Annotated in this window: 16 protein-coding genes; 7 read left to right on the forward strand and 9 right to left on the reverse strand. The window is 71.5% G+C overall.

Going from position 1 to position 18559, the window contains the following annotated elements; translation table 11 throughout:
- Together UIS43_RS17145 and UIS43_RS17150 are read left to right on the forward strand one after the other, a co-directional pair.
- Entirely contained in the window at window positions 1-1194 is a 1194-nt protein-coding gene (locus tag UIS43_RS17145) for an ABC transporter permease subunit (RefSeq protein WP_071623058.1), read from the forward strand.
- Window positions 1191-2342, forward strand: coding sequence for an ABC transporter permease (locus UIS43_RS17150; RefSeq protein WP_013155696.1), 1152 nt, complete (start codon window positions 1191-1193; stop codon window positions 2340-2342). Before UIS43_RS17145 ends, UIS43_RS17150 begins: the two co-directional genes overlap by 4 nt.
- A 108-nt stretch (window positions 2343-2450) precedes the next feature.
- Here UIS43_RS17150 and UIS43_RS17155 read toward each other — a convergent pair whose 3' ends face one another.
- Window positions 2451-2555, reverse strand: a complete 105-nt coding sequence (locus tag UIS43_RS17155; RefSeq protein WP_013155697.1) for a hypothetical protein — start codon at window positions 2553-2555, stop codon at window positions 2451-2453.
- A gap of 571 nt (window positions 2556-3126) precedes the next feature.
- Between UIS43_RS17155 and UIS43_RS17160 the strand changes: the two genes are divergently transcribed.
- On the forward strand, window positions 3127-3558 hold the full coding sequence (locus tag UIS43_RS17160) for a hypothetical protein (protein ID WP_117199594.1): 432 nt from the start codon (window positions 3127-3129) through the stop codon (window positions 3556-3558).
- A 40-nt stretch (window positions 3559-3598) separates the two neighbouring features.
- Window positions 3599-3883 carry a hypothetical protein gene (locus tag UIS43_RS17165; protein WP_013155699.1) on the forward strand — a complete coding sequence of 95 codons (285 nt, stop codon included), beginning with the start codon at window positions 3599-3601 and terminating at the stop codon, window positions 3881-3883.
- A gap of 52 nt (window positions 3884-3935) precedes the next feature.
- Here UIS43_RS17165 and UIS43_RS17170 read toward each other — a convergent pair whose 3' ends face one another.
- From UIS43_RS17170 to UIS43_RS17185, 4 genes are all read right to left on the reverse strand, one after another.
- Window positions 3936-5222, reverse strand: coding sequence for an activator-dependent family glycosyltransferase (locus UIS43_RS17170; protein WP_071623060.1), 1287 nt, complete (start codon window positions 5220-5222; stop codon window positions 3936-3938).
- A 46-nt stretch (window positions 5223-5268) separates the two neighbouring features.
- Window positions 5269-6645 (reverse strand): NDP-hexose 2,3-dehydratase family protein, encoded by a 1377-nt coding sequence (locus UIS43_RS17175; protein WP_117199550.1) that lies wholly within the window; start codon window positions 6643-6645, stop codon window positions 5269-5271.
- The gene (locus UIS43_RS17180; protein ID WP_019611587.1) at window positions 6642-7754 is read right to left on the reverse strand and encodes a DegT/DnrJ/EryC1/StrS aminotransferase family protein; all 1113 of its coding nucleotides are present in this window, start codon (window positions 7752-7754) and stop codon (window positions 6642-6644) included. Before UIS43_RS17180 ends, UIS43_RS17175 begins: the two co-directional genes overlap by 4 nt.
- A gap of 194 nt (window positions 7755-7948) precedes the next feature.
- On the reverse strand, window positions 7949-8602 hold the full coding sequence (locus UIS43_RS17185) for an LmbU family transcriptional regulator (RefSeq protein WP_013155703.1): 654 nt from the start codon (window positions 8600-8602) through the stop codon (window positions 7949-7951).
- 649 nt (window positions 8603-9251) lie between these two features.
- On the opposite strand from UIS43_RS17185, the gene UIS43_RS17190 reads away from it, so the two are divergent.
- Entirely contained in the window at window positions 9252-10541 is a 1290-nt protein-coding gene (locus UIS43_RS17190) for an activator-dependent family glycosyltransferase (protein ID WP_370010834.1), read from the forward strand.
- Here UIS43_RS17190 and UIS43_RS17195 read toward each other — a convergent pair.
- The 3 genes from UIS43_RS17195 to UIS43_RS17205 form a co-directional block, all read right to left on the reverse strand.
- Entirely contained in the window at window positions 10528-11754 is a 1227-nt protein-coding gene (locus tag UIS43_RS17195; protein WP_013155705.1) for a class I SAM-dependent methyltransferase, read from the reverse strand. The two genes, UIS43_RS17190 and UIS43_RS17195, sit on opposite strands and share 14 nt — an antisense overlap.
- A 98-nt stretch (window positions 11755-11852) precedes the next feature.
- Complete coding sequence (locus UIS43_RS17200; RefSeq protein WP_013155706.1) at window positions 11853-12836, reverse strand: NAD(P)-dependent oxidoreductase; 984 nt, start codon at window positions 12834-12836, stop codon at window positions 11853-11855.
- Window positions 12837-12840: 4 nt separating this feature from the next.
- Window positions 12841-14193, reverse strand: a complete 1353-nt coding sequence (locus UIS43_RS17205; RefSeq protein ID WP_013155707.1) for a nucleotide sugar dehydrogenase — start codon at window positions 14191-14193, stop codon at window positions 12841-12843.
- Between the two features lie 419 nt (window positions 14194-14612).
- On the opposite strand from UIS43_RS17205, the gene UIS43_RS17210 reads away from it, so the two are divergent.
- Window positions 14613-15872 carry an activator-dependent family glycosyltransferase gene (locus UIS43_RS17210; protein ID WP_370010838.1) on the forward strand — a complete coding sequence of 420 codons (1260 nt, stop codon included), beginning with the start codon at window positions 14613-14615 and terminating at the stop codon, window positions 15870-15872.
- 73 nt (window positions 15873-15945) lie between these two features.
- Here UIS43_RS17210 and UIS43_RS17215 read toward each other — a convergent pair whose 3' ends face one another.
- A complete protein-coding gene (locus UIS43_RS17215; RefSeq protein ID WP_071623064.1) occupies window positions 15946-17220 on the reverse strand; it encodes an activator-dependent family glycosyltransferase in 1275 nt (424 codons plus the stop codon).
- Window positions 17221-17557: 337 nt separating this feature from the next.
- Between UIS43_RS17215 and UIS43_RS17220 the strand changes: the two genes are divergently transcribed.
- Window positions 17558-18544 (forward strand): aldo/keto reductase, encoded by a 987-nt coding sequence (locus UIS43_RS17220; protein WP_013155710.1) that lies wholly within the window; start codon window positions 17558-17560, stop codon window positions 18542-18544.
- Window positions 18545-18559: the final 15 nt, after the last annotated feature.

The following is an 18559-nucleotide window of genomic DNA, read 5'->3' on the forward strand; positions in this document are numbered from 1 at the left end:
ATGGCGAACGGAACCAACGCCCTCTCCATGACCGCGGCCATCGTCGCCAAGGACGTGCGCCAGCGGCTGCGGGACGGCAGCCTGCTGGTCTTCGGGCTGCTCCTGCCGCTCGGGGTGGCCTTCTTCTTCAACATGCTGCTCGGCGACGGGACGTCCCAGGGGACGAGCTCGGAGTACGTGGTCGTCGACGGCGACTCCGGATCGCTCGGCGAGGGCTTCGTCGACGAGGCGCTGCGCCCCCTGGAGGACGACGGGGTGCTGGAGCTGTCCGAGGCCGGTTCCGAGCGCGAGGCGCGCGAGGCGGTCGAGGCGGGGGCCGCCGACGCGGCCTTCCTCATCCCCGAGGACTTCACCGAGTCGCTGGAGGCGGGCGAGGACGCGGTCCTCACCGTCGTCGGCGACGCCGACTCCCCCGTGGCCACCCACATCGCCCGGGAGATCGGCCGCGCCTACGCCACCGAGCACCACCGCATCCGACTCGCGATCGCCACCGGCTTCGACTCCGAACCCGACCCGGCCGCCGCGGCCCGGCTCCTGGAGGAGGCGGAGACGGCGGCGCCGCCGCTGACGGTGGTCGAGGACGCGGACCTGGAGTGGCGGGAGCTGGGCACCGCCACCTACTACTCGGCCTCCATGGCGTTCTTCTTCGTCTTCTTCGCGGCGATGTTCAGCGTCACCAGCATCTTCGACGAGAAGGCGGGCGGGACCCTGGCGCGCCTCCTGGCCAGCCCGATCCCGCGGGGGGCGATCCTGGTCGCGAAGCTCTCCAGCGGACTGCTCATCGGCCTGGCGAACATGGCGGTCCTGGCCGTCGCGACGACCCTGTTCTTCGGCGCCGACTGGGGCGACCCGCTGGGCGCGGCGGCGCTGATCACCACGGGCGTGCTGGCCGTCATCGGGCTCACCGCCGCCGTGGCGAGCTTCGCGCGCAGCTCGGAACAGGCCGCCAACTGGCTCTCGGTCCTGGCGATGCTGCTCGGAGCGTTCGGTGGAGCGCTGTTCCCGATCTCGCAGCTCAACGCGCTGGCGGTCGTCAGCTACCTGACCCCCCACCGGTGGTTCCTGCTCGGCCTGGGCGAGCTCTCGGCGGGAGGCGTCGGCTCGGTCCTCCTGCCGTGCGCGGTCCTGCTCGCGCTCGGCCTCGCCGGCTCGACCGTCGCGCTGTTCCGTATGGGACGGATGGTGAACTCATGAAATCGCTGACCATCGGCGTCCTCAACGTACGCCGCGTCTTCCGCGACCGGACGAACATCTTCTTCGTCCTGCTGCTCCCCTTCCTGATGGTCTTCATGATGGGGCTGATGTACGGGGAGGGGAAACCGGTCCTGGGCGTCGTCGCGCCTTCCGGCGGAGGGCTCGCCGAGCGCCTCGTGGGCGCTCTGGAGGAGGACGAGCGCATCGACGTCCTGCGTCTGGACGAGACGGAGATGCGCGACCTGGTGGAGGCCGGGGACGTCCAGGCGGGCCTGGTGGTCCCGGACGACTACGGGGACCTGGTGCGCGACGGCGGGCAGGTCGAGCTGGAGCTCGTCACACGCGGCAACGACTGGGCCGCCGCGGACGTGGGGACCTGGGTCCGCTCCGTGGTGGCGCAGGAGTCGGCGCTGCTGAGCACCGCCCGGGTCACGGAGAGCGTCCGCGACGACGGGTTCGAGGAGCGCCTGGCGGACGCGGAGGAGACCGAGGTGTCCGGCGTCCGGGTGGAGGTGGTCACCGCGGGTGAGGCCACGTTCCCCGAGGGCGTCTCCTCGCACAGCCTGGCGGCCCCCCCGCTGCTGCTGCTCTACACCTTCATCACGGCGCTGACGACGTCGCTGGGCATCGTCCAGGCCAGGCGTTCGGGGGTCCTGCGGCGCCTGTACGCCTCCCCCACCTCGGCGGGGTCCATCGTCCTCGGCGAGGCGCTGGGCAGGTTCCTCATCGCCCTGACACAGGCCCTGCTGATCCTCTTCGGGTCGGCCCTGCTGTTCGGAGTCGCGTGGGGGAACCTGTTCGCCACCTCGCTGGTGGTGACCGCGTTCTGCCTGGTCAGCAGCGGTGCTTCGCTACTGCTCGGCAGTCTGGCGAGGACCGAGGGCGGCGCGTTGGCGGCGGCGGTGGGCATCAGCCTCGGGGCGGGCGCGCTCGGCGGCACCATGCTCCCGCTGGAGTCCTTCGGCGACACCATGACCACCATCGCGTTCCTGACCCCGCACGCCTGGGGCTACGACGCGTTCAGCGCGCTGGTCCGCGACCAGGCCTCACTCGTGGACGTGCTCCCGCACGTGGGAGTGCTCCTCGGGTACGCCGCCGTCCTCCTGGCGCTGGGCGTCTGGCGCTTCCGCGCCGCGGTCACCAGGTAGGCGGGCCCCGGCGGGGTGCCGCGCCCGGCGTGGCCGGACGCGGCACCCCTTCTCCGGGGGCGGCGGCGGATCAGGCGGACCGGTCCGTCACCGCCCGGTGGGGAGGCGTCAGCTGCAGCTCACGAGGCTGGCACCGCTGTTGAGGAAGGCGCCCTCCTCAACGAGGGTCTCCGCCTCCAGGGACTGCAGGTCGAGAACGTCGCTCACGGCCATTTCTTCACCTTTCAGGAGAAAGGAATCCCGGGCTGCCCGAGGCATTCGTCCCGGGCCCGCACCGCGATCCGACCCGGCTTTGTGCCAGGGTCGTCTCACGATAACAGCGCCCGCCCCGCCGCTTCCTTCCCATATCCGAGATCCCCTTTCCCCGAGTCCGGGAAAATTGACGGCGGCCCCGCGGCGGGGAATGGCGGGCGCACCTGGCGGGATGCGGCGGGAGCCGGGGCGGTGCGGCCCGGCCGCGGGGGCGGAACCGCCCGTACCTGCCAGAACGGAGCCCTCCAGGCGGCTAAGGTAACCGGAGCCGCCCCGCCTGTCCCGCTGGCGGGACAGGCGGCGGGAACCCCCGATACGCCCCCATTCCCTCCGTCCCCGTTTTCGGGAATCCTCCCCCTTCCGGCGCACGGCAGGAACGGAACGGCTGCGAACCGACAAAAAGTTGAGGCAGGAGAGCGTGCCAGAAAATACCGTGGAAACACGCAGAGTCAGGCTCCGACCGGTTGAGAACCTGGGCGCGGCCGCCGCCGTCAGCGCATTGGCGGAGAGGGGCGTCCCCGAATTCCCGGGAATGGACGACCTCGTCAGGCCGCTCCCCCGCGACGCCGAGGACGCGGCGGAGCAGTTCCTCGCCGTCGCCCCCTCCACCGGCGCCGTCCTGGGGTTCTGTTCGCTCTCGCGCCTGGACCGGGAGGAGCGGTGGGTCCAGGTGGACGTGGTCGTGGACGAGGGGGCCAACGCCGTCGGCATCGCGTTGGAGGCCACGGTGCTGACCGTGGACCGCGCCTTCCGCGCGTGGCCGGTGGACGAGGTCCGCTTCTGGTCCGTCGGCGAGCGGGCGAACGGCCTGCGCGACCATCCGACCATGGTGACCGAGTCGGAGCCCCCGCGGCGGCCCCCGGGCCTGGAGTCCGCCTCCCACTTCGTCATCCAGCGCGAGCGCTGGGAACGCTACGGCGCCAAGTTCGTCCAGCGCCTCTCCCAGGGGCCCGACGCGGGCTGAGGACGCCACCCCACCACACCAGAGAAGAGGTTCGGCAACGATGGCCGCAGTAGACCAGAGCGAGATCCTGTCCCAGATCAAGGTCCAGGCGATGACCGTCCTGATGTTCACGTCGAACGAGCCCCAGTTCGACCTCCCCGAGCCCTCGCAGACGAGCGACCTGGACTCGTTCTCGATCGTGCAGCTCGTGCTGGCCCTGGAGGACGTCTACAACGTGTCCCTCCTGGAGGACATGTCGGAGTTCACCGGCAGCAGCTTCGAGGACCTGGCCGGGTTCGTGGCGGAGAGGATCCGTGAGCAGAAGGGGGCGCCCGACAGGGCGTGACCCCGGCGGGAACGCCGTGTCCGCCGCCGTAGCGGACACGGCGTTCCCGTTCTCAGGCGCTTCGGCCCTCGGCGGCCAGCTCCTCCAGCACCGGGACGAGTCCGGCCGGGCTGGTCATCCCGTGCGCCCTGTCGCGGAGCACGCGCGCGCCCTCGGCGAAGCGGGGCTCGTCGAGCAGGCGTCCGACCTGGAGGGCGACCTCCCCGCCGGTCATCCCGGCCCCCGCCAGCGCGAGGCCCGCCCCCAACCCGGTGATCCGCTCGGCGAGCAGCGGTTCGTCGAAGACGTACTGGGCCATGGAGAACTCGGGGAGGACGAGCTGCGGGACACCGTGGAACACCGCGGTGCAGAAGGTCCCGGCTCCCCCGTGGTGGACCACCGCGTCGCAGTGGGGCATGAGCGCGTGCAACGGCACGTGCTCCACCACCCGGACGTTGTCCGGCAGGGTTCCGGCCCGCGCGCTCTGCTCGGCGGACAGGGTGGCGACGACCTCCACGTCCAGTCCGGCGACCGACTCCAGCAGCTCCGCGAGGGGCAGCCGGTAGCGGTCGTCGAACTTCTCCGGCACGGCCGAGCCGAGGGTCAGGCAGACCCGCCTGCGCCCGCCCGGGGAGCGCAGCCAGTCGGGCACCACCGCGGTCCCGTTGTAGGGCACGTAGCGCAGGGGGATGTGGCGCACGCCCTCCTCGGGGTCCAGGCGCACACCCGGCGGATAGGGGTCCAGGGTGGCCTGGCCCCGGACCAGGTCCTCGGAGAAGTCGGCGCCCACGCGCCGGGCGCTGCGCTCCAGCCAGTCGGCGAGGGGGTCCTCGCGGTCGGCGGCGGGCAGCGCGGCGGCGCGCTCCAGGAACCGGCGGCGGGTGCGGGAGAACACGTCCAGCCCCCACAGGACCCGGACGTGCGCCGCGCCCGAGGCCCGTGCCGCCACCGGCGCGGCGAAGGTGGTCGGCTCCCACAGGACCAGGTCGGGGCGCCACGAGCGGCACAGGTCGGTGAGGTCGTCCAGCATGGGCGTGTTGACCGGATGCCACCACAGCCGGACGAACTCGCGGTAGCCGTCGAGCAGGTAGTCCCAGCCCAGCGCCTCCGGATCGCTCCTGGTCATGTCGAAGCCCCGGCTGTCGCCGAAGCCCAGGCCCTTCAACGTGGTCAGCAGCTGGTGGAAGAGGTGGTCCCGGCCCACCTGGACGGCGGGCAGCCCGGTGCGCGCCGCGACGGGGACCAGCGCGGGCTGGCTGGCCACCCGCACCTCGTGCCCGGCGGCGCGCAGAGCCCACGCCTGCGGGATGAGGCCCAGCAGATGGGTCTTCTCCGCCTGGCTGACGACGAGCACGCGCATGTGCGGTACTTCCTCCCGGTCGGGCCGGGCGGGGCGCGCCCCGCCCTCAGCCCAGGGTGTGCAGGCAGACGAGGAGGGTCCTCGCCTCGATGTTGAGGTAGTGGCCGTGCCGGACCAGCTCCATGAGCTGGGCGACGGTGACCCAGAGGAAGTCCGGGGGGACCTCCGCGGGCAGGTCCGGATCGGCTTCGACGATCCGGTACCTGGTCTGGGCGTGGTGGAAGCGCCCGCCCTCCTCCGAGAGCAGGGCGTCGTAGCGCACGCGGTGGTCCGGCGGCGACTCCGCCTGGGCGGCGAAGGGCTCCGGGCGGCCCAGCGCCTCCGCCGAGGCCGAGTACTGCACCGTCGGGGTGATCTCGACGCGGTCGAGGGTCCCCGGTTCGGCGCGTGCCCGGACCAGGACGTGGAGCACGCCGCCGATCTCGCGCACCAGGAAGGCGGCGAACCCGTGCCTCTCGGGGGCGAGCAGCGGCTGCGTCCAGGACGCGACCTCGCGGATGCGCGCCGAGACCGAGACCATGATGATCCGGAACCCGGGGCCGCCGGAGATCTCGTCCCCGGTCCTGCGCCACCCCTCGGCCCGGGGCAGCGGCAGCAGCTCGGAGCGCCAGTCCACGACCGTCTTGGCCTCGGTGAACCAGCTGACCACACCGGTCATCGGATGCAGCGAGCCGTCCCCGTAGGAGCGCGCGAGCGCCCGCTCGAAGGGGTCCGCGGGCTCCGGCCCCTCCCCCCGGGTCACCGGCAGACAGGACAGCACCGTGCGGGCGTCCATGTTGACGAGGTTGTCCCGGCGCAGCATCCCGTGGATCTGCCGGAGCGTGAACCACCGGTAGTCCTCGTGCTCGGGGACGTCCTCGTCGGGGCCCACCTCGACGACGATGTTGCGGTTGTGCTTGCGCCAGAACCACTCGCCCTGCTCGGACTGGAGCACGTCCACCAGGACCCGGCCGCGGCGCGGAGCGCGGAAGTACTCCACGTAGGGGGTGGCCCGGCCTCCGTGGACCCCCGTGTAGTTGCTGCGCGTGGCCTGCACGGTGGGCGAGATCTGGCGGAGGTTGACGTTGCCGGGCTCGAACTTGGCCTGCATCAGGAAGTGGGGCACCCCGTCGAACTCCTTGACCAGGATGCCCAGGATGCCGATCTCCGGCTGGTCGATGACCGGCTGGTGCACCACCGCACCGCCGGAGGCCACGCGCAGCCCCCGGACGGAGAAGAAGCCGCCGCTCTCGTGGACGAGGTCCCCGGTCCCGGCGGAGAAGGACCAGCTGCGCGTGTGGTCGAAGCCGACCCGCTCGACGGAGAGCAGTTCGTGCCGGGGCCTGCTCTCCCACCACCGGGCGAACTCGGCGTCGGACACCAGCGGTACCGCCCGGTCCGACGCCGAGAGCGCGAACCGGGCTCCGTCCCCGGAACCGGTCACAGCCTGGCCAGGGTCTTGGTCAGGGCCTCGATGATCCGGTCCTGCTCCTGCCGGGGCAGCGAGGGGTACATCGGCAGCGAGAAGATCTCGTGGGCCAGCTTCTCGGTCACCGGCAGACTCCCGGTCTCGTAGCCCAGGTGGGCGAAGCCGGACATCGTGTGGACGGGCCACGGGTAGCTGACGTTGAGCGCGACGTCGTGGGCCTTCATCTCCTCGATGATCCGGTCCCGCTCGGGGTGGCGGACCACGTAGAGGTAGTAGGCGTGCTCGTTCCCGGGCGCCGTCGCGGGCAGGACCAGGTCCGTGTCGGCGAGCGCCTCGTCGTAGGCGCGGGCCACCGCCCTGCGGCCCTCGATGTACTCGTCCAGGCGGCCGAGCTTGCGGCGCAGGATCTCCGCGTGGACCTCGTCGAGCCTGCTGTTCTGCCCGTTCGGCGTGACGACGTAGTAGCGCTCCTGGTCCATGCCGTAGTAGCGCAGGCGCCGGAGGGCGGCGTCGACCTCCGGGTCGTTGGTGATCGTCGCGCCCGCGTGGCCGTAGGCGCCGAGGATCTTCGTCGGGTAGAAGGAGAAGGCGGCGGCGTGGCCCATGGAGCCCGCCACGCGCCCGTGGTGGGTGGCTCCGTGCGCCTGGGCGCAGTCCTCCAGGACGACCAGGCCGTGCTCGGCGGCCAGCGCCTCCAGCGGGGCCATGTCCACGCACTGCCCGTACAGGTGGACCGGCAGGATGCAGCGCGTGCGCTCGGTGATCGCCGCGGCGACCTGGTCCACACGCATGAGGTAGGTGTCCGGGTCGATGTCGACGAAGACCGGGCGCGCCCCCACCAGGTCGATGGCCAGGACCGTGGGCGCGGCCGTGTTCGACACGGTGATGACCTCGTCGCCCTCACCGACGCCCAGGGCGCGCAGGGCGAGCACGATGGCGTTGGTGCCGTTGTCGACGCCTGCGCAGTGCGCCACGCCGTGGTACTGGGCGAACTCCTCCTCGAAGGCCACCAGGGAGGGGCCCCAGATCAGCTTCCCCGACTTGAACACCTTGTCCACGGCGTCGAGGATGTCCTCCCTTTCCTTCTCGTACTCCTCCAGGTAGCCCCAGACATAGGTCGTCATGTGTTCCTCCGTTTTCAGGTCGCCCGCGGCCGGGAGAACCGGGCGCCTGGATCGTGTCAGCAAGGGTGGCCCCCGCGCGGCGACCACCCGGCTCCGTACCGGTTTCCGGCACACCAGAAGAATCGCCGACGGGGGTTTTCCCACGGGGGGAGTCAAAATAAACGGCGGGGCCGTAACGGACCCGGGGTCTCGGCTCAGCCGACCTCAATCATTTTCTTGGCAGCCATGTCCAAGGCCTTGGAAGCCCACTCCGGGAAACTCATACCAGAACTCTCGGCGGCTTCCTGCCATTGCCTCTTCCGCTCCGGGTTAATGGCGACCTGAACGTATATGGTCTCCCGTGCGGGGTCCACTCCCCGGGCCTTGAGGCGGATGCGGCGGCGGAGCTCGTTACGGGACCAGCGGCCCGCCTCGGCCTCGGCCAACCAGCGTTCCTGCTCCTCCTCCGGGAGGCCGCACACCTCGGCGTGGTGCTGGAAGCTCAGCTTCTCGCGGCGCCGGGCGGGGACGAACTTCCTGGCGACCCAGGCGTAGTTGCGCAGGGTCTGGTAGTCGAGGGAGGTCTTCTCGATCGCGCGCTTGTACCGCTGGGGGTAGTTCTCCTGGCCGTAGATGAGCCAGTCCCCGAGCCACCAGGCGGACGCGTCGGAGATGACGAAGATGTGCTGTCCCCAGCGCTCCCAGTCGACCATGGCCATGCCGTCGGGCAGGTGGAGGCTCGTTCTGCGGGTGGGGTTGCCCGAGGCGCCCCGTCGGCCGCCCGAGTCCGCGGCGGACCGGCTCCGTCTGGCTTCGGGGACCTTCGCCTGGGGGCTGGCGTGGCTGTCCGGATTCATCACTGCTTCCATGTGGGTCCCCTTATCGACCTTCCTGAGAGGGCAAGAGAACTCAGCGCTCGGGCCAGGATCAGTCGTCTTGTAAGACAAGGTGGTCTGATATCGGTAAGAGGGCTCACTGCGCATGTTCGCGGGTTGTGCGGACAAGGGTCCGGGCACACGTCGACGCCGGGTTCATGGGAGCACACGTGAAAAGGGGAACGGTCGACGGAAGTCGATCCTCAACCCCTCAGCGCAGATATGCGGTGAGCACAGAACGGACACAGTCTTCAAACTGGTTTAAAGAGGTCAAGAAATCAACTGGAGCCTGAAGACCCTCCCTGGCCGATGCCGCAGCGAAACCGGTCGTGGATAACCGGCGATAACCAGTCCGTCAACATGGCCGGTATCGGTCAACGCCGTTCGTAAAGCAGCGTATGAGATAGCTGAGCGTACAGGCAACCCCCTGATTATTAAGCACTTTGTGCTAGGCGGCGCACACGGTAAGTCGCGCAGGTGGGACGCCAAACCGCGGGCCCCGACTCGACGACACGCGGCCCGACCGGTGCTCACTCTCGGCGACGGAGCCCGGACGCAAGGAGGAAGGTCATGTGAGAAAAGGTTTTACTAATTCCTTCGAAACCCTCGCCCTAGCATTTCTGACAGATCGTGAGGATCTCCGGTGCGTATCTTGTTCGCAACGTTCTCCGAGAAGACCCACTTCATCGGGATGACCCCCCTGGCATGGGCGCTGCGCGCAGCCGGGCACGAGGTGCGCGTCGCCAGCCAGCCCGAACTCGCGCCGACGGTGGCCGCGACCGGGCTGCCGTTCGTCGCCGCGGGGTCGGACCACGTGCTCCCCCAGGTGATCGCCTGGGTCGGGCGCATGGCGCGGGACATGCGCCCCGACTTCGACATGATGCGCGTGGCGGCTCCGGAGGTCCCCTCCGGGGAGGAGCTGCGGGCCGCCTACCGCGACGTGCTGGTGCCGCTGTGGTGGAAGATCGTCAACGACCCGATGCTGGAGGACCTGGTCGCCTTCTGCCGCGAGTGGCGCCCCGACCTGGTCGTGTGGGAGCCCATCACCTTCTCCGCGGCGATCGCCGCGGAGGCGTGCGGTGCGGCGCACGTGCGCTTCCTGTGGAGCCTGGACCTGTTCGCCGCGATGCGCGAACAGTACCTGCGCCACATGGAACGACAGCCCCCACAGGAACGCGACGACCCCCTCGCCGCATGGCTGGGCGACCGCGCCGCCCGCCACGGCGTCGACTTCTCCGAAACCCTCGTCCGCGGCCAGGCCACCCTGGACTACCTGCCCGCCTCCCTGGGCGTGCCCGCCCCCACCGGAGCCCGCCGCCTGCCCATCCGCTACGTGCCCTACAACGGACGCGCCGTCGTCCCCGACTGGCTGCGCACACCCCCCACCCGCCCCCGCGTCTGCCTCAGCCTCGGGACGACGGCCACCCAGCGCCTGGGCGGCTACACGGTCGACGTCGCGACCCTCCTGGAGGGCCTGGCCGACCTGGACGTGGAGGTCGTGGCCACCCTGCCCGCCCGCGAGCAGGAGAAGCTGGGCGCCGTCCCCGACAACGCCCGCCTGGTCGAGTACGTCCCCCTGCACGCCCTGACCCCCACCTGCGCAGCCATGATCACCCACGGCGGGGCGGGCACCGTGATGTCCGGCCTGGTGCACGGGGTCCCGCAGTCGGCCGTGCCGCACCACATGTACGACGAGCCCCTGCTGGCCTCACTGGTGGCCGCGCAGGGCTCGGGGGTGGTCGTGGACCCCGCCCGGGTCACCCCCGAGGCCGTCCGGGAGAGCACCCGGAGGCTGCTGGAGGACCCCTCCCACGCCGAGGCGGCGCGACGCCTGCGCGGGGAGGTGGACGCCATGCCCTCCCCCGCCGAGGTCGCGCGCCGGCTGGCGCGGGCCGCGGGGGAGGGCGGGCGGGTGGACCTCACACGGTGGTGACGTCCGGGACGTAGTGGATCCAGCGTCCCCCGGCCTCGCGGAACCCCTCCTCCTTGGCCATGATCTCCTCGGCGTGGTTCCAGGCCAGCAGGAGGGCGCGGTCGGGGTAGGAGGCCGTGAACGCGCCGTGGTCGCGCACCGGCACGTGGGAGCCCGGCGTCAGGCGCCCCTGCTTGGCCGGCGTGGTGTCGCAGACGAACTCCAGCAGGTCGGGGCCGATCCCGCAGAAGTTGAGCACGGTCGCGCTCTTGGCGGTGGCGCCGTAGCCCACCACGCGCAGGCCCTGGTCGCGCAGCGAGCGCAGTTCCTCCACGAGCCGGTCGCAGTTGCCCCGCACCCGGTCCGCGAAGGAGGCCAGCGACTCCGGGGAGGTCAGCTCCCGCTTCCTCTCCTCCTCCAGGATCGCCTCCACGGCGGGGGAGGCGGCCCGGGAGCCCTCGCGTGCCAGGGTGTAGCGCAGCTCGCCCCCGTGCGTGGGCAGACGCTCGACGTCGACCAGCTCCAGGCCGAACCTGCGCGCCATGTTGCGCACGGAGGAGGCGGTGAACAGGAAGAAGTGCTCGTCGTAGAACTGGTCGAAGGACGCCTTCTCGCTCACGTCACCGAAGTAGGGGTCCTCGAAGACGAACACGCCCCCGGGGGACAGCAGCTCCCCGATCCCCTCCAGTACCGAGTCCACGTAGGGGATGTGGCAGAAGGTGTTGGCCGCGTAGACGACGTCGGCGGGCCCGTCCTCGGCCAGGATCTCCAGGGCCGTCGCCTTCTCGAAGAAGGCGTTGCGCACGCGCACGCCCTTGCCGCGGGCGACCTCGGCCACGGCTCCGGAGGGCTCCATCCCGAGGTGGCGCACGCCCGCGCGGGCCACCGTCTCCAGCATGACGCCGTCGTTGCACCCCAGCTCGACCACGAAGGGGTCGGAGCCGGTCAGGTGCTCCGCGAGGAGCTTCTCGGCGGTCGCCTCGAAGTGGGAGCGCATCACGGTGGAGCCCGAGGAGTAGTACGGGTACCCCTCGTGGAACATGCGTTCCCGGGGCACCTCCTCCATCAACTGCACCATCTGGCAGTCCGGGCAGAGCCCGACCGCGAGGCGGTAGAAGAACTCCTCGCTCGTGTCGTCGGGCGCCCGGAAGGCGTCGGACAGCGGCTGGCGGCCGAAGTCCATGAACTGGGTGACCGTTCCTTCGCAGACACGGCACGTGGTGGTGGGGACCAACCTCAACTCCTCGGCTTCTCACGGACGTCGTCGGACGGGCGCGCCGGACTCGGCGGCCCGGGCGCGGACGGGGCGGTGGCGCACCGGCCGCGGCGGGGTCAGCCGGTGGTGTTCTCCGGCTGTTCGAGCCACCAGGGGTTCTCCTCGGCCCACTCGATGGTCCGGGCGACCCCCTCCCGCAGCGAGGTGGTGCTCTTCCAGCCCAGGAGCGAGCGGATCTTCCCCGCGTCGGGGATGCGCCGGTCCAGGTCCTGGTAGGAGTGCCCGAACCTGTCGCGCGTGTCGATCGAGGTCGGGACGACCTTGCCGCCGGTCAGCTCCACGATCAGGTCCACGGCCTCGCGGATGGTGACCTCGTCCGAGCTGCCGACGTTGAAGCACTCGCCGTCCGCCTCCGGACGGGTGCCGATCTGGACCGTCGCCTCGACGGCGTCGTCGATGTAGGTGAAGCTGCGGGTCTGGCCGCCCTCGTCGTAGACGACGGGGGGCTCGCCGCGCAGGGCGCGGTGGAGGCTGCGGCTGACGAGGAAGGCGGGGCGCTGGCGCGGCCCGTAGAGGTTGAAGTAGCGGACGATGGAGGCGTTGAGCCCCCGGCCCATGTAGCCGAACGTCAGGTGCTCGGCCAGGGCCTTGCTGGAGGAGTAGCTCCACCTGCTCGCCGAGGTCGTGCCGAGGACCCGGTCGGCGTCCTCCTTCCAGGGGACGTCGGGGTTCTTGCCGAACACCTCGCTGGTGCTGGCGAAGACCACCTTGGCCCCGGCGCGCTCGGCCAGGTCCAGGACGTTGCGCGTCCCCGTGAAGTTGACGTCGATGACCTCCATGGGGGACTCCAGGTACCGGTCCACCCCCACCACGGCGGCGAGGTGGTAGACCACGTCCACGCCCCCGCGGATCGCCTTGGCGAGCTGCTCGGAGGAGCTGACGCTGCCCCGGACGTACTCGACCTCCTTCCATGAGGGGGCGGGCGCGGGCCGGGCCCCCCTCGTGTCGAAGACCACGACCTCGTCGCCCCTGGCGAGGAGCCGGTCGACGAGGTGGCTTCCGACGAAGCCGTTCCCTCCGGTCACTACGGCGCGTGCCACGTGTCTACCGTCCGATCCCTCGGTAGGTGAAACCGAGCCCCGTCAGGGACTCGACGGTCTGGTCGTCGAAGTGGGCCCTGCCGTCCAGGAGGAGGCACTCCCGCGCCGTGAGGCGGCGCAGGGCCGCCATGTCCAGTGCGGCGAACTCGTCGTGCCAGGCGAGCACGGCGAGGCAGTGGGCCCCGGTCGCGGCCGCCTCCGCCGAGGGGGAGGGCTCCAGGCCGAACGTCTTGCGGACCTCGTCCGGGTCGGCGAGCGGGTCGAACACCGCCACGTCGGCCCCGGCGTCGCGCAGCGCGGCGACCACGGGCAGGGTCGGCGTGGACCTCAGGTCGCCGGTGTTGTTCTTGAAGGACAGCCCGATCACGGCCACGCGGGCCCGCTCGGCGGGGGTTCCCAGCGCGTCCAGCCCCTCGGTGACGAGCCCCGCGACGTAGCCGGGCATCGCGTCGTTGGCGCCGCGGGCCGAGACGACGGTTCCCAGGTGCACGCCCCTGTCCCGGGCGGAGCGCCACAGCATCCAGGGGTCCTTGGTCAGGCAGGAGCCTCCGACCCCGACCCCCGGGGAGAGGACGTTGATGGTCCCTCCGCCCTTGGGCACCTCGTTGGTGGCGGCGATGACCTCCATCGCGTCCACCCCGATCGACGTGCAGAAGCGGGCCAGCTCGTTGGCCAGGGCGATGTTGTGGTCGATCCACCAGTTGTTGAGGAGCTTGACCGTCTCGGCGGCCTCCATGGAGGAGCAGACGACGGTCCGCACGCCGAGCCGGGACTCCCAGAACCTCGCGGCGGCGGCCCCGCTCTCCGCGTCCCACCCGCCGACGACCACGGGCAGCTCCCGGATCTCCGCCAGGGCGTTGCCCTGCGACAGCCGCTCGGGGCAGAAGGCCAGACCGAAGTCCTCGCCGCACGTCAGCCCGCCGCTCTCCAGCAGGGGGACGACGAGATCACGGGTCGTGCCCGGGGGGACCGTGCTCTTGAAGACGAGGAGCTGCCCGCGGCGCAGGTGGCGGCCCGCCTCGGCGGCCGCGCTCCTGATCTGGGTCTCGACGAGGGTGCCGTCCTCCCGGACCGGCGTGCCGACCGCGACGACGACCACGTCCGCCGAGGAGATCGCGGAGTAGTCGGTCGTGGCGCGCAGGCGCCCGGCGTCCCGCCCCCGGGCCACCAGTTCGGGCAGTCCGGGCTCCTTGAGGTGGCAGCGGCCCGCCTCCATCTCCTCGACCGGGTGGGCGTCCACGTCGACGCCCACGACGTTCACCCCGTTGGACGCCAGGCTGGCGGCCACGCACGACCCCACGTACCCCAGGCCGACGACCGAGACGGTGATCTCCTCCCGGTCCAGCAGGAAACGCATACGATCTCCATTCGACTCTCAGCCCGGCGCTACAGGGAAAACAGGTCCGGAGGGACCTTGACGAGAAAAGTCGGGTTCCGTACCCGGCCATTCACCTGGCCCGGAGGCCGGATTCTCCCACTCTTTCTTCACTACTTCCCGTGGCCAGGGACGCACGGGGCAACATCGAGGGAATCATCGTCGGAATCGGAACAGCCAGCTTCTCTACAATCCCCTTTGTCGAGGACAGATAAAGCACCGGCCGGATCGGCTGGGCAATGATATCCGCGCGGAAGCGGCTCTTGGCAAACCCGGTTGCGCGGTGATTGGACCGCCCGCCGGAAAGGTAACAGGCCCGCCACCGGGGGCGGCGGAACCGGGAGCGCCCCGGTTCCCGACCCGGTGCGCGGGACCGCACACGAAGGACGGAGGCGACGGCCGTGCGCGTGCTGATCGCGACGCAGGCGGAGCGGACCCACTTCCTAGGGCTGGTGCCCCTGGCGTGGGCGCTGCGCGCCGCGGGCCACGAGGTCCGGGTGGCCAGCCAGCCCGAACTGGAGACGGTGGTCACCGGGACGGGCCTGCCCTTCTCCCCCGTGGGCAGGGACCACCTCCTGCGCAGGGTCATGCGGCAGTACCACGCGATGACCGGCGGGGAGGACGACGACTTCGACATGGCCGAGGACCGTGACGAGGTCCTGACCTGGTACTACCTCCTGGAGGGCTACCGCCTGACCGTGCAGTGGTGGTGGCGGATGGTCAACGACCCCATGGTCGACGACCTGGTCGCCCTCTGCCGCGAGTGGCGCCCCCACCTGGTCGTGTGGGAGCCCATCACCTTCTCCGGGGCGATCGCCGCCGAGGCCTGCGGGGCCGCGCACGTGCGCTACCTGTGGGGGGCCGACATCTTCGCCCGCACCCGCGCGCGCTTCCTGGCGCGGATGGGCGAGCAGCCCGCCTCACAGCGGGAGGACCCCCTGGCCGCGTGGCTGGGGACCAGGGCGGCCCGGTACGGGGTGGACTTCTCCGAGTCCCTGGTCCACGGCCAGGCCACCGTCGAGCAGGTCCCCGCGTCCCTGCGGGTGGACACGCCCGCGCACCTGGAGTACCTGCCGGTGCGCTACGTGCCCTACAACGGACGCGCCGTCGTCCCCGAATGGCTGCGCACACAACCCGACCGCCCCCGGATCGGACTCAGCCTCGGGACCAGCGCGAACGAGTGGTACGGCGGTCACCGGGTCTCCGCCGGGGAGATCCTGGAGGGTCTGGCCGAGCTGGACGTGGAGGTGGTGGCCACCCTGCCCGCCAGTGAGCAGGCCAAGCTCGGCGCCGTCCCCGGCAACGCCCGCCTGGTCGAGTACGTGCCCCTGCACGCCCTGGCCCCCACCTGCGCCGCCATGATCACCCACGGCGGCCCCGGCACCGTCCTGACCGGCCTCGCCCACGGAGTCCCCCAACTCCTGTCACCCAACGCGCACATGTTCGACACGGTCCTGCTGTCCGGGCTGGTGGAGGAGGCCGGGGCGGGCAGGGTCGTGGACCCCGACCGCCTGGACGCCGCCACCGTCGCCGCAGGCGTGCGCACCCTCCTGGAGGACCCCCGCCACACAAGCGCCGCCCGCGCCCTGCGCGCACGCATGGACGCCATGCCCACCCCCGCCGACCTCGCCCACACCCTCACCGGCCTCACCCGCACCTGAACACGGACCGCGGGAGGAGCACTCAGACACCGCCGCCACGGGGCACCCGTTGTCCCGCTGGCGGGACCGTCCCTCAGACGGAGGCGCCCAGACCCTCCAGGACGCGGGGCAGGCCGCGCACCGCCTCCGCGGGCGAGGGCATGGCGGCCATCTCCCCGCGCAGGCGCCGCGCCGCCTCGGCGTGGGAGGGGTCCTCCAGCAGGCGCCGGGTCGCGTCGCGGACGCTGTCGGCCCCCGCCTCGCCCGACGGCACCACCAGCCCGGCCCCCTCCCGCTCCACCAGCCGTGCGAGCAGGGGGGCGTCGAGGCGGGGGCCGGGGACGAGGAGCTGGGGGACGCCGTGGGAGAGCCCGGAGCACAGGGTCCCCGGCCCCGCGTGGGTGATCATGACGTCGCAGGTGGGGGCCAGGACGTGCAGGGGGGCGTACCCCACCAGCCGCACGTTGTCCGGGACCGCGCCGAGTGCGGCCTCCTCCTCGGGGGGCAGGGTCGCGACCACCTCCGCGTCCAGTTCGCCGAGGCCGCGCACCACCTCGGCCAGGGAGAACGTGTGCCCGCCGAACCACTCAGTCGTGCTGCTCCCCACGCTGAGGCAGACGCGGGGGCGGGTGGGGGGTGTGCGCAGCCAGTCGGGGACGACGGCGCGTCCGTTGTAGGGCACGTAGCGGATGGGCAGGCGGCGGGCTCCGGTGGGGGCGGGCACGCCCAGGGAGGCGGGCAGGTAGTCCAGGGTGGCCTGGCCGCGGACGAGGGTTTCGGAGAAGTCGACGCCGTGGCGGGCGGCGCGGTCGCCCAGCCATGCGGCGAGGGGGTCGTCGCGTTCCTGTGGGGGCTGTCGTTCCATGTGGCGCAGGTACTGTTCGCGCATCGCGGCGAACAGGTCCAGGCTCCACAGGAAGCGCACGTGCGCCGCACCGCACGCCTCCGCGGCGACGGGGGCCGCGAACGTCGTCGCCTCCCACACGACCAGGTCGGGGCGCCACTCGCGGCAGAAGGCGACCAGGTCCTCCAGCATCGGGTCGTTCACCATGCGCCACCACCAGGCCGCGGTGTCGCGCAGGCCCCAGCGCATCTCGTCCCAGGACAGGTCGCCGGGCCAGCTCTCCCCCACGTCGAACAGCCCCGGGGCGTCGCCCTCGCCCCACTGCGTCACCAGCTCGAACCGCTCGCGCAGCAGGTGGTCCCGCCCGACCGGGACGGCGGGCAGACCCGCACTCCTCAGGAACCCCGCCAGTCCGGGCTGGCTGGCGACGCGCACCTCGTGCCCGGCGGCGCGCAGCGCCCACGCCAGGGACACCATGCCGATGAAGTGCGTCTTCTCCGCGTAGGAGGCGAGTAGTACACGCAAGGGGTCATCTCCCAGATGGAGGGCCGAACCCGCTTCCGGGACCGGGGCGGGCGCCGCGCGGCTCGGCGGCGGAGGAGGGGCCCTTGGCCGCGTCGAGTTCACGGGGCCCGGGATACGGTGCCATTCGTCCGCCGGGAGCGGGTCGGTCCCGGCCCGAATCCGCCGGACCGGAGCATACCGGCGCGGCCTTTCCCCGGAACGTGGAAGCCTTCCCCCGACGGCCTTTCCTGCTCCGGAAAAGTGGCGGCCTACCCGTGGGCTTCTTCAGCGGATGAGAGCTCCGTCCGACCCCGAGTCCCGTTTTCTCCGCGAGAGACACCATGAAACAGGGGAGAGAATGCAGTACACACGCCTTGGCCGGACCGCTCTTGAGGTCAGCCGGCTCTGCCTGGGAACGCTGAATTTCGGCGTGAACACCCCGAGGGACGAGAGTTTCGCGATGATGGACAGGGCCCTCTCCCACGGCGTCAACTTCTTCGACACCGCCAACCACTACGGATGGCAGGTCCACAAGGGCATGACCGAGGAGCTCATCGGCGAGTGGTTCGGCAGGGGCGGCGGACGTCGCGAACGCTCCATCGTGGCCACCAAGGTCTTCAACCCGATGAGCGACTGGCCCAACGACCGCGGCCTGTCGGCCCGCCACATCATCGCCTCGTGCGAGGGGTCCCTGCGGCGGCTGGGCACCGACTGGATCGACCTCTTCCAGATGCACCACGTGGACCGCAACGCGCCGTGGGAGGAGGTCTGGCAGGCGATGGAGATCCTGGTCCACCAGGGCAAGGTCCGCTACGTCGGCTCCTCCAACTTCGCGGGCTGGCACCTGGCGGCGGCGCAGGAGGCCGCCAACCGCAGGAACTTCCTCGGCCTGGTCTCCGAGCAGTGCGCCTACAACCTGGTGACGCGCCACGTGGAGCTGGAGGTGCTCCCCGCGGCGCAGGCGTACGGCATCGGGGTCCTGACCTGGTCGCCCCTGCACGGCGGCCTGCTCGGCGGCGCCATCCGCAAGCTGCGCGAGGGCACCGCGGTCAAGACGGTCAAGAGCCGGGCGATGCAGGCGCTGGAGGAGCGGCGCGAGACGATCGCCGCCTACGAGGACCTGTGCGACGAGATCGGCAGGGACCCCGCCGAACTGTCCATCGCCTGGGTCCTGTCACGCCCGGAGGTGCACTCGACGATCGTCGGGCCGCGCACCCTGGAGCAGTTCGACGGGGCGCTGCGGGCCCTGGAGACGGGGCTCGGCGAGGGGGACGGCGAACGGATCGACGCCCTGTTCCCCCCGGTCGGCAAGGGCGGCCCCGCCCCCGAGGCGTGGTCCTGGTGACCCCGGGGGGCCGTG

It is taken from the genome of Nocardiopsis sp. LDBS0036 (genome assembly GCF_041228755.1).
In the GTDB taxonomy this organism is placed as follows: domain Bacteria; phylum Actinomycetota; class Actinomycetes; order Streptosporangiales; family Streptosporangiaceae; genus Nocardiopsis; species Nocardiopsis dassonvillei.

Excerpts from the sequence above, each read along its gene's own strand:
- UIS43_RS17165 (WP_013155699.1), top strand. The coding sequence starts at position 3,599 with ATGGCCGCAGTAGACCAGAGCGAGATCCTGTCCCAGATCAAGGTCCAG.
- UIS43_RS17150 (WP_013155696.1), top strand. The coding sequence starts at position 1,191 with ATGAAATCGCTGACCATCGGCGTCCTCAACGTACGCCGCGTCTTCCGC.
- UIS43_RS17160 (WP_117199594.1), top strand. The coding sequence starts at position 3,127 with ATGGACGACCTCGTCAGGCCGCTCCCCCGCGACGCCGAGGACGCGGCG.
- UIS43_RS17180 (WP_019611587.1), bottom strand. The coding sequence starts at position 7,754 with ATGACGACCTATGTCTGGGGCTACCTGGAGGAGTACGAGAAGGAAAGG.
- UIS43_RS17170 (WP_071623060.1), bottom strand. The coding sequence starts at position 5,222 with ATGCGCGTGCTCGTCGTCAGCCAGGCGGAGAAGACCCATCTGCTGGGC.
- UIS43_RS17220 (WP_013155710.1), top strand. The coding sequence starts at position 17,558 with ATGCAGTACACACGCCTTGGCCGGACCGCTCTTGAGGTCAGCCGGCTC.
- UIS43_RS17155 (WP_013155697.1), bottom strand. The coding sequence starts at position 2,555 with ATGGCCGTGAGCGACGTTCTCGACCTGCAGTCCCTGGAGGCGGAGACC.
- UIS43_RS17205 (WP_013155707.1), bottom strand. The coding sequence starts at position 14,193 with ATGCGTTTCCTGCTGGACCGGGAGGAGATCACCGTCTCGGTCGTCGGC.
- UIS43_RS17145 (WP_071623058.1), top strand. The coding sequence starts at position 1 with ATGGCGAACGGAACCAACGCCCTCTCCATGACCGCGGCCATCGTCGCC.
- UIS43_RS17185 (WP_013155703.1), bottom strand. The coding sequence starts at position 8,602 with ATGGAAGCAGTGATGAATCCGGACAGCCACGCCAGCCCCCAGGCGAAG.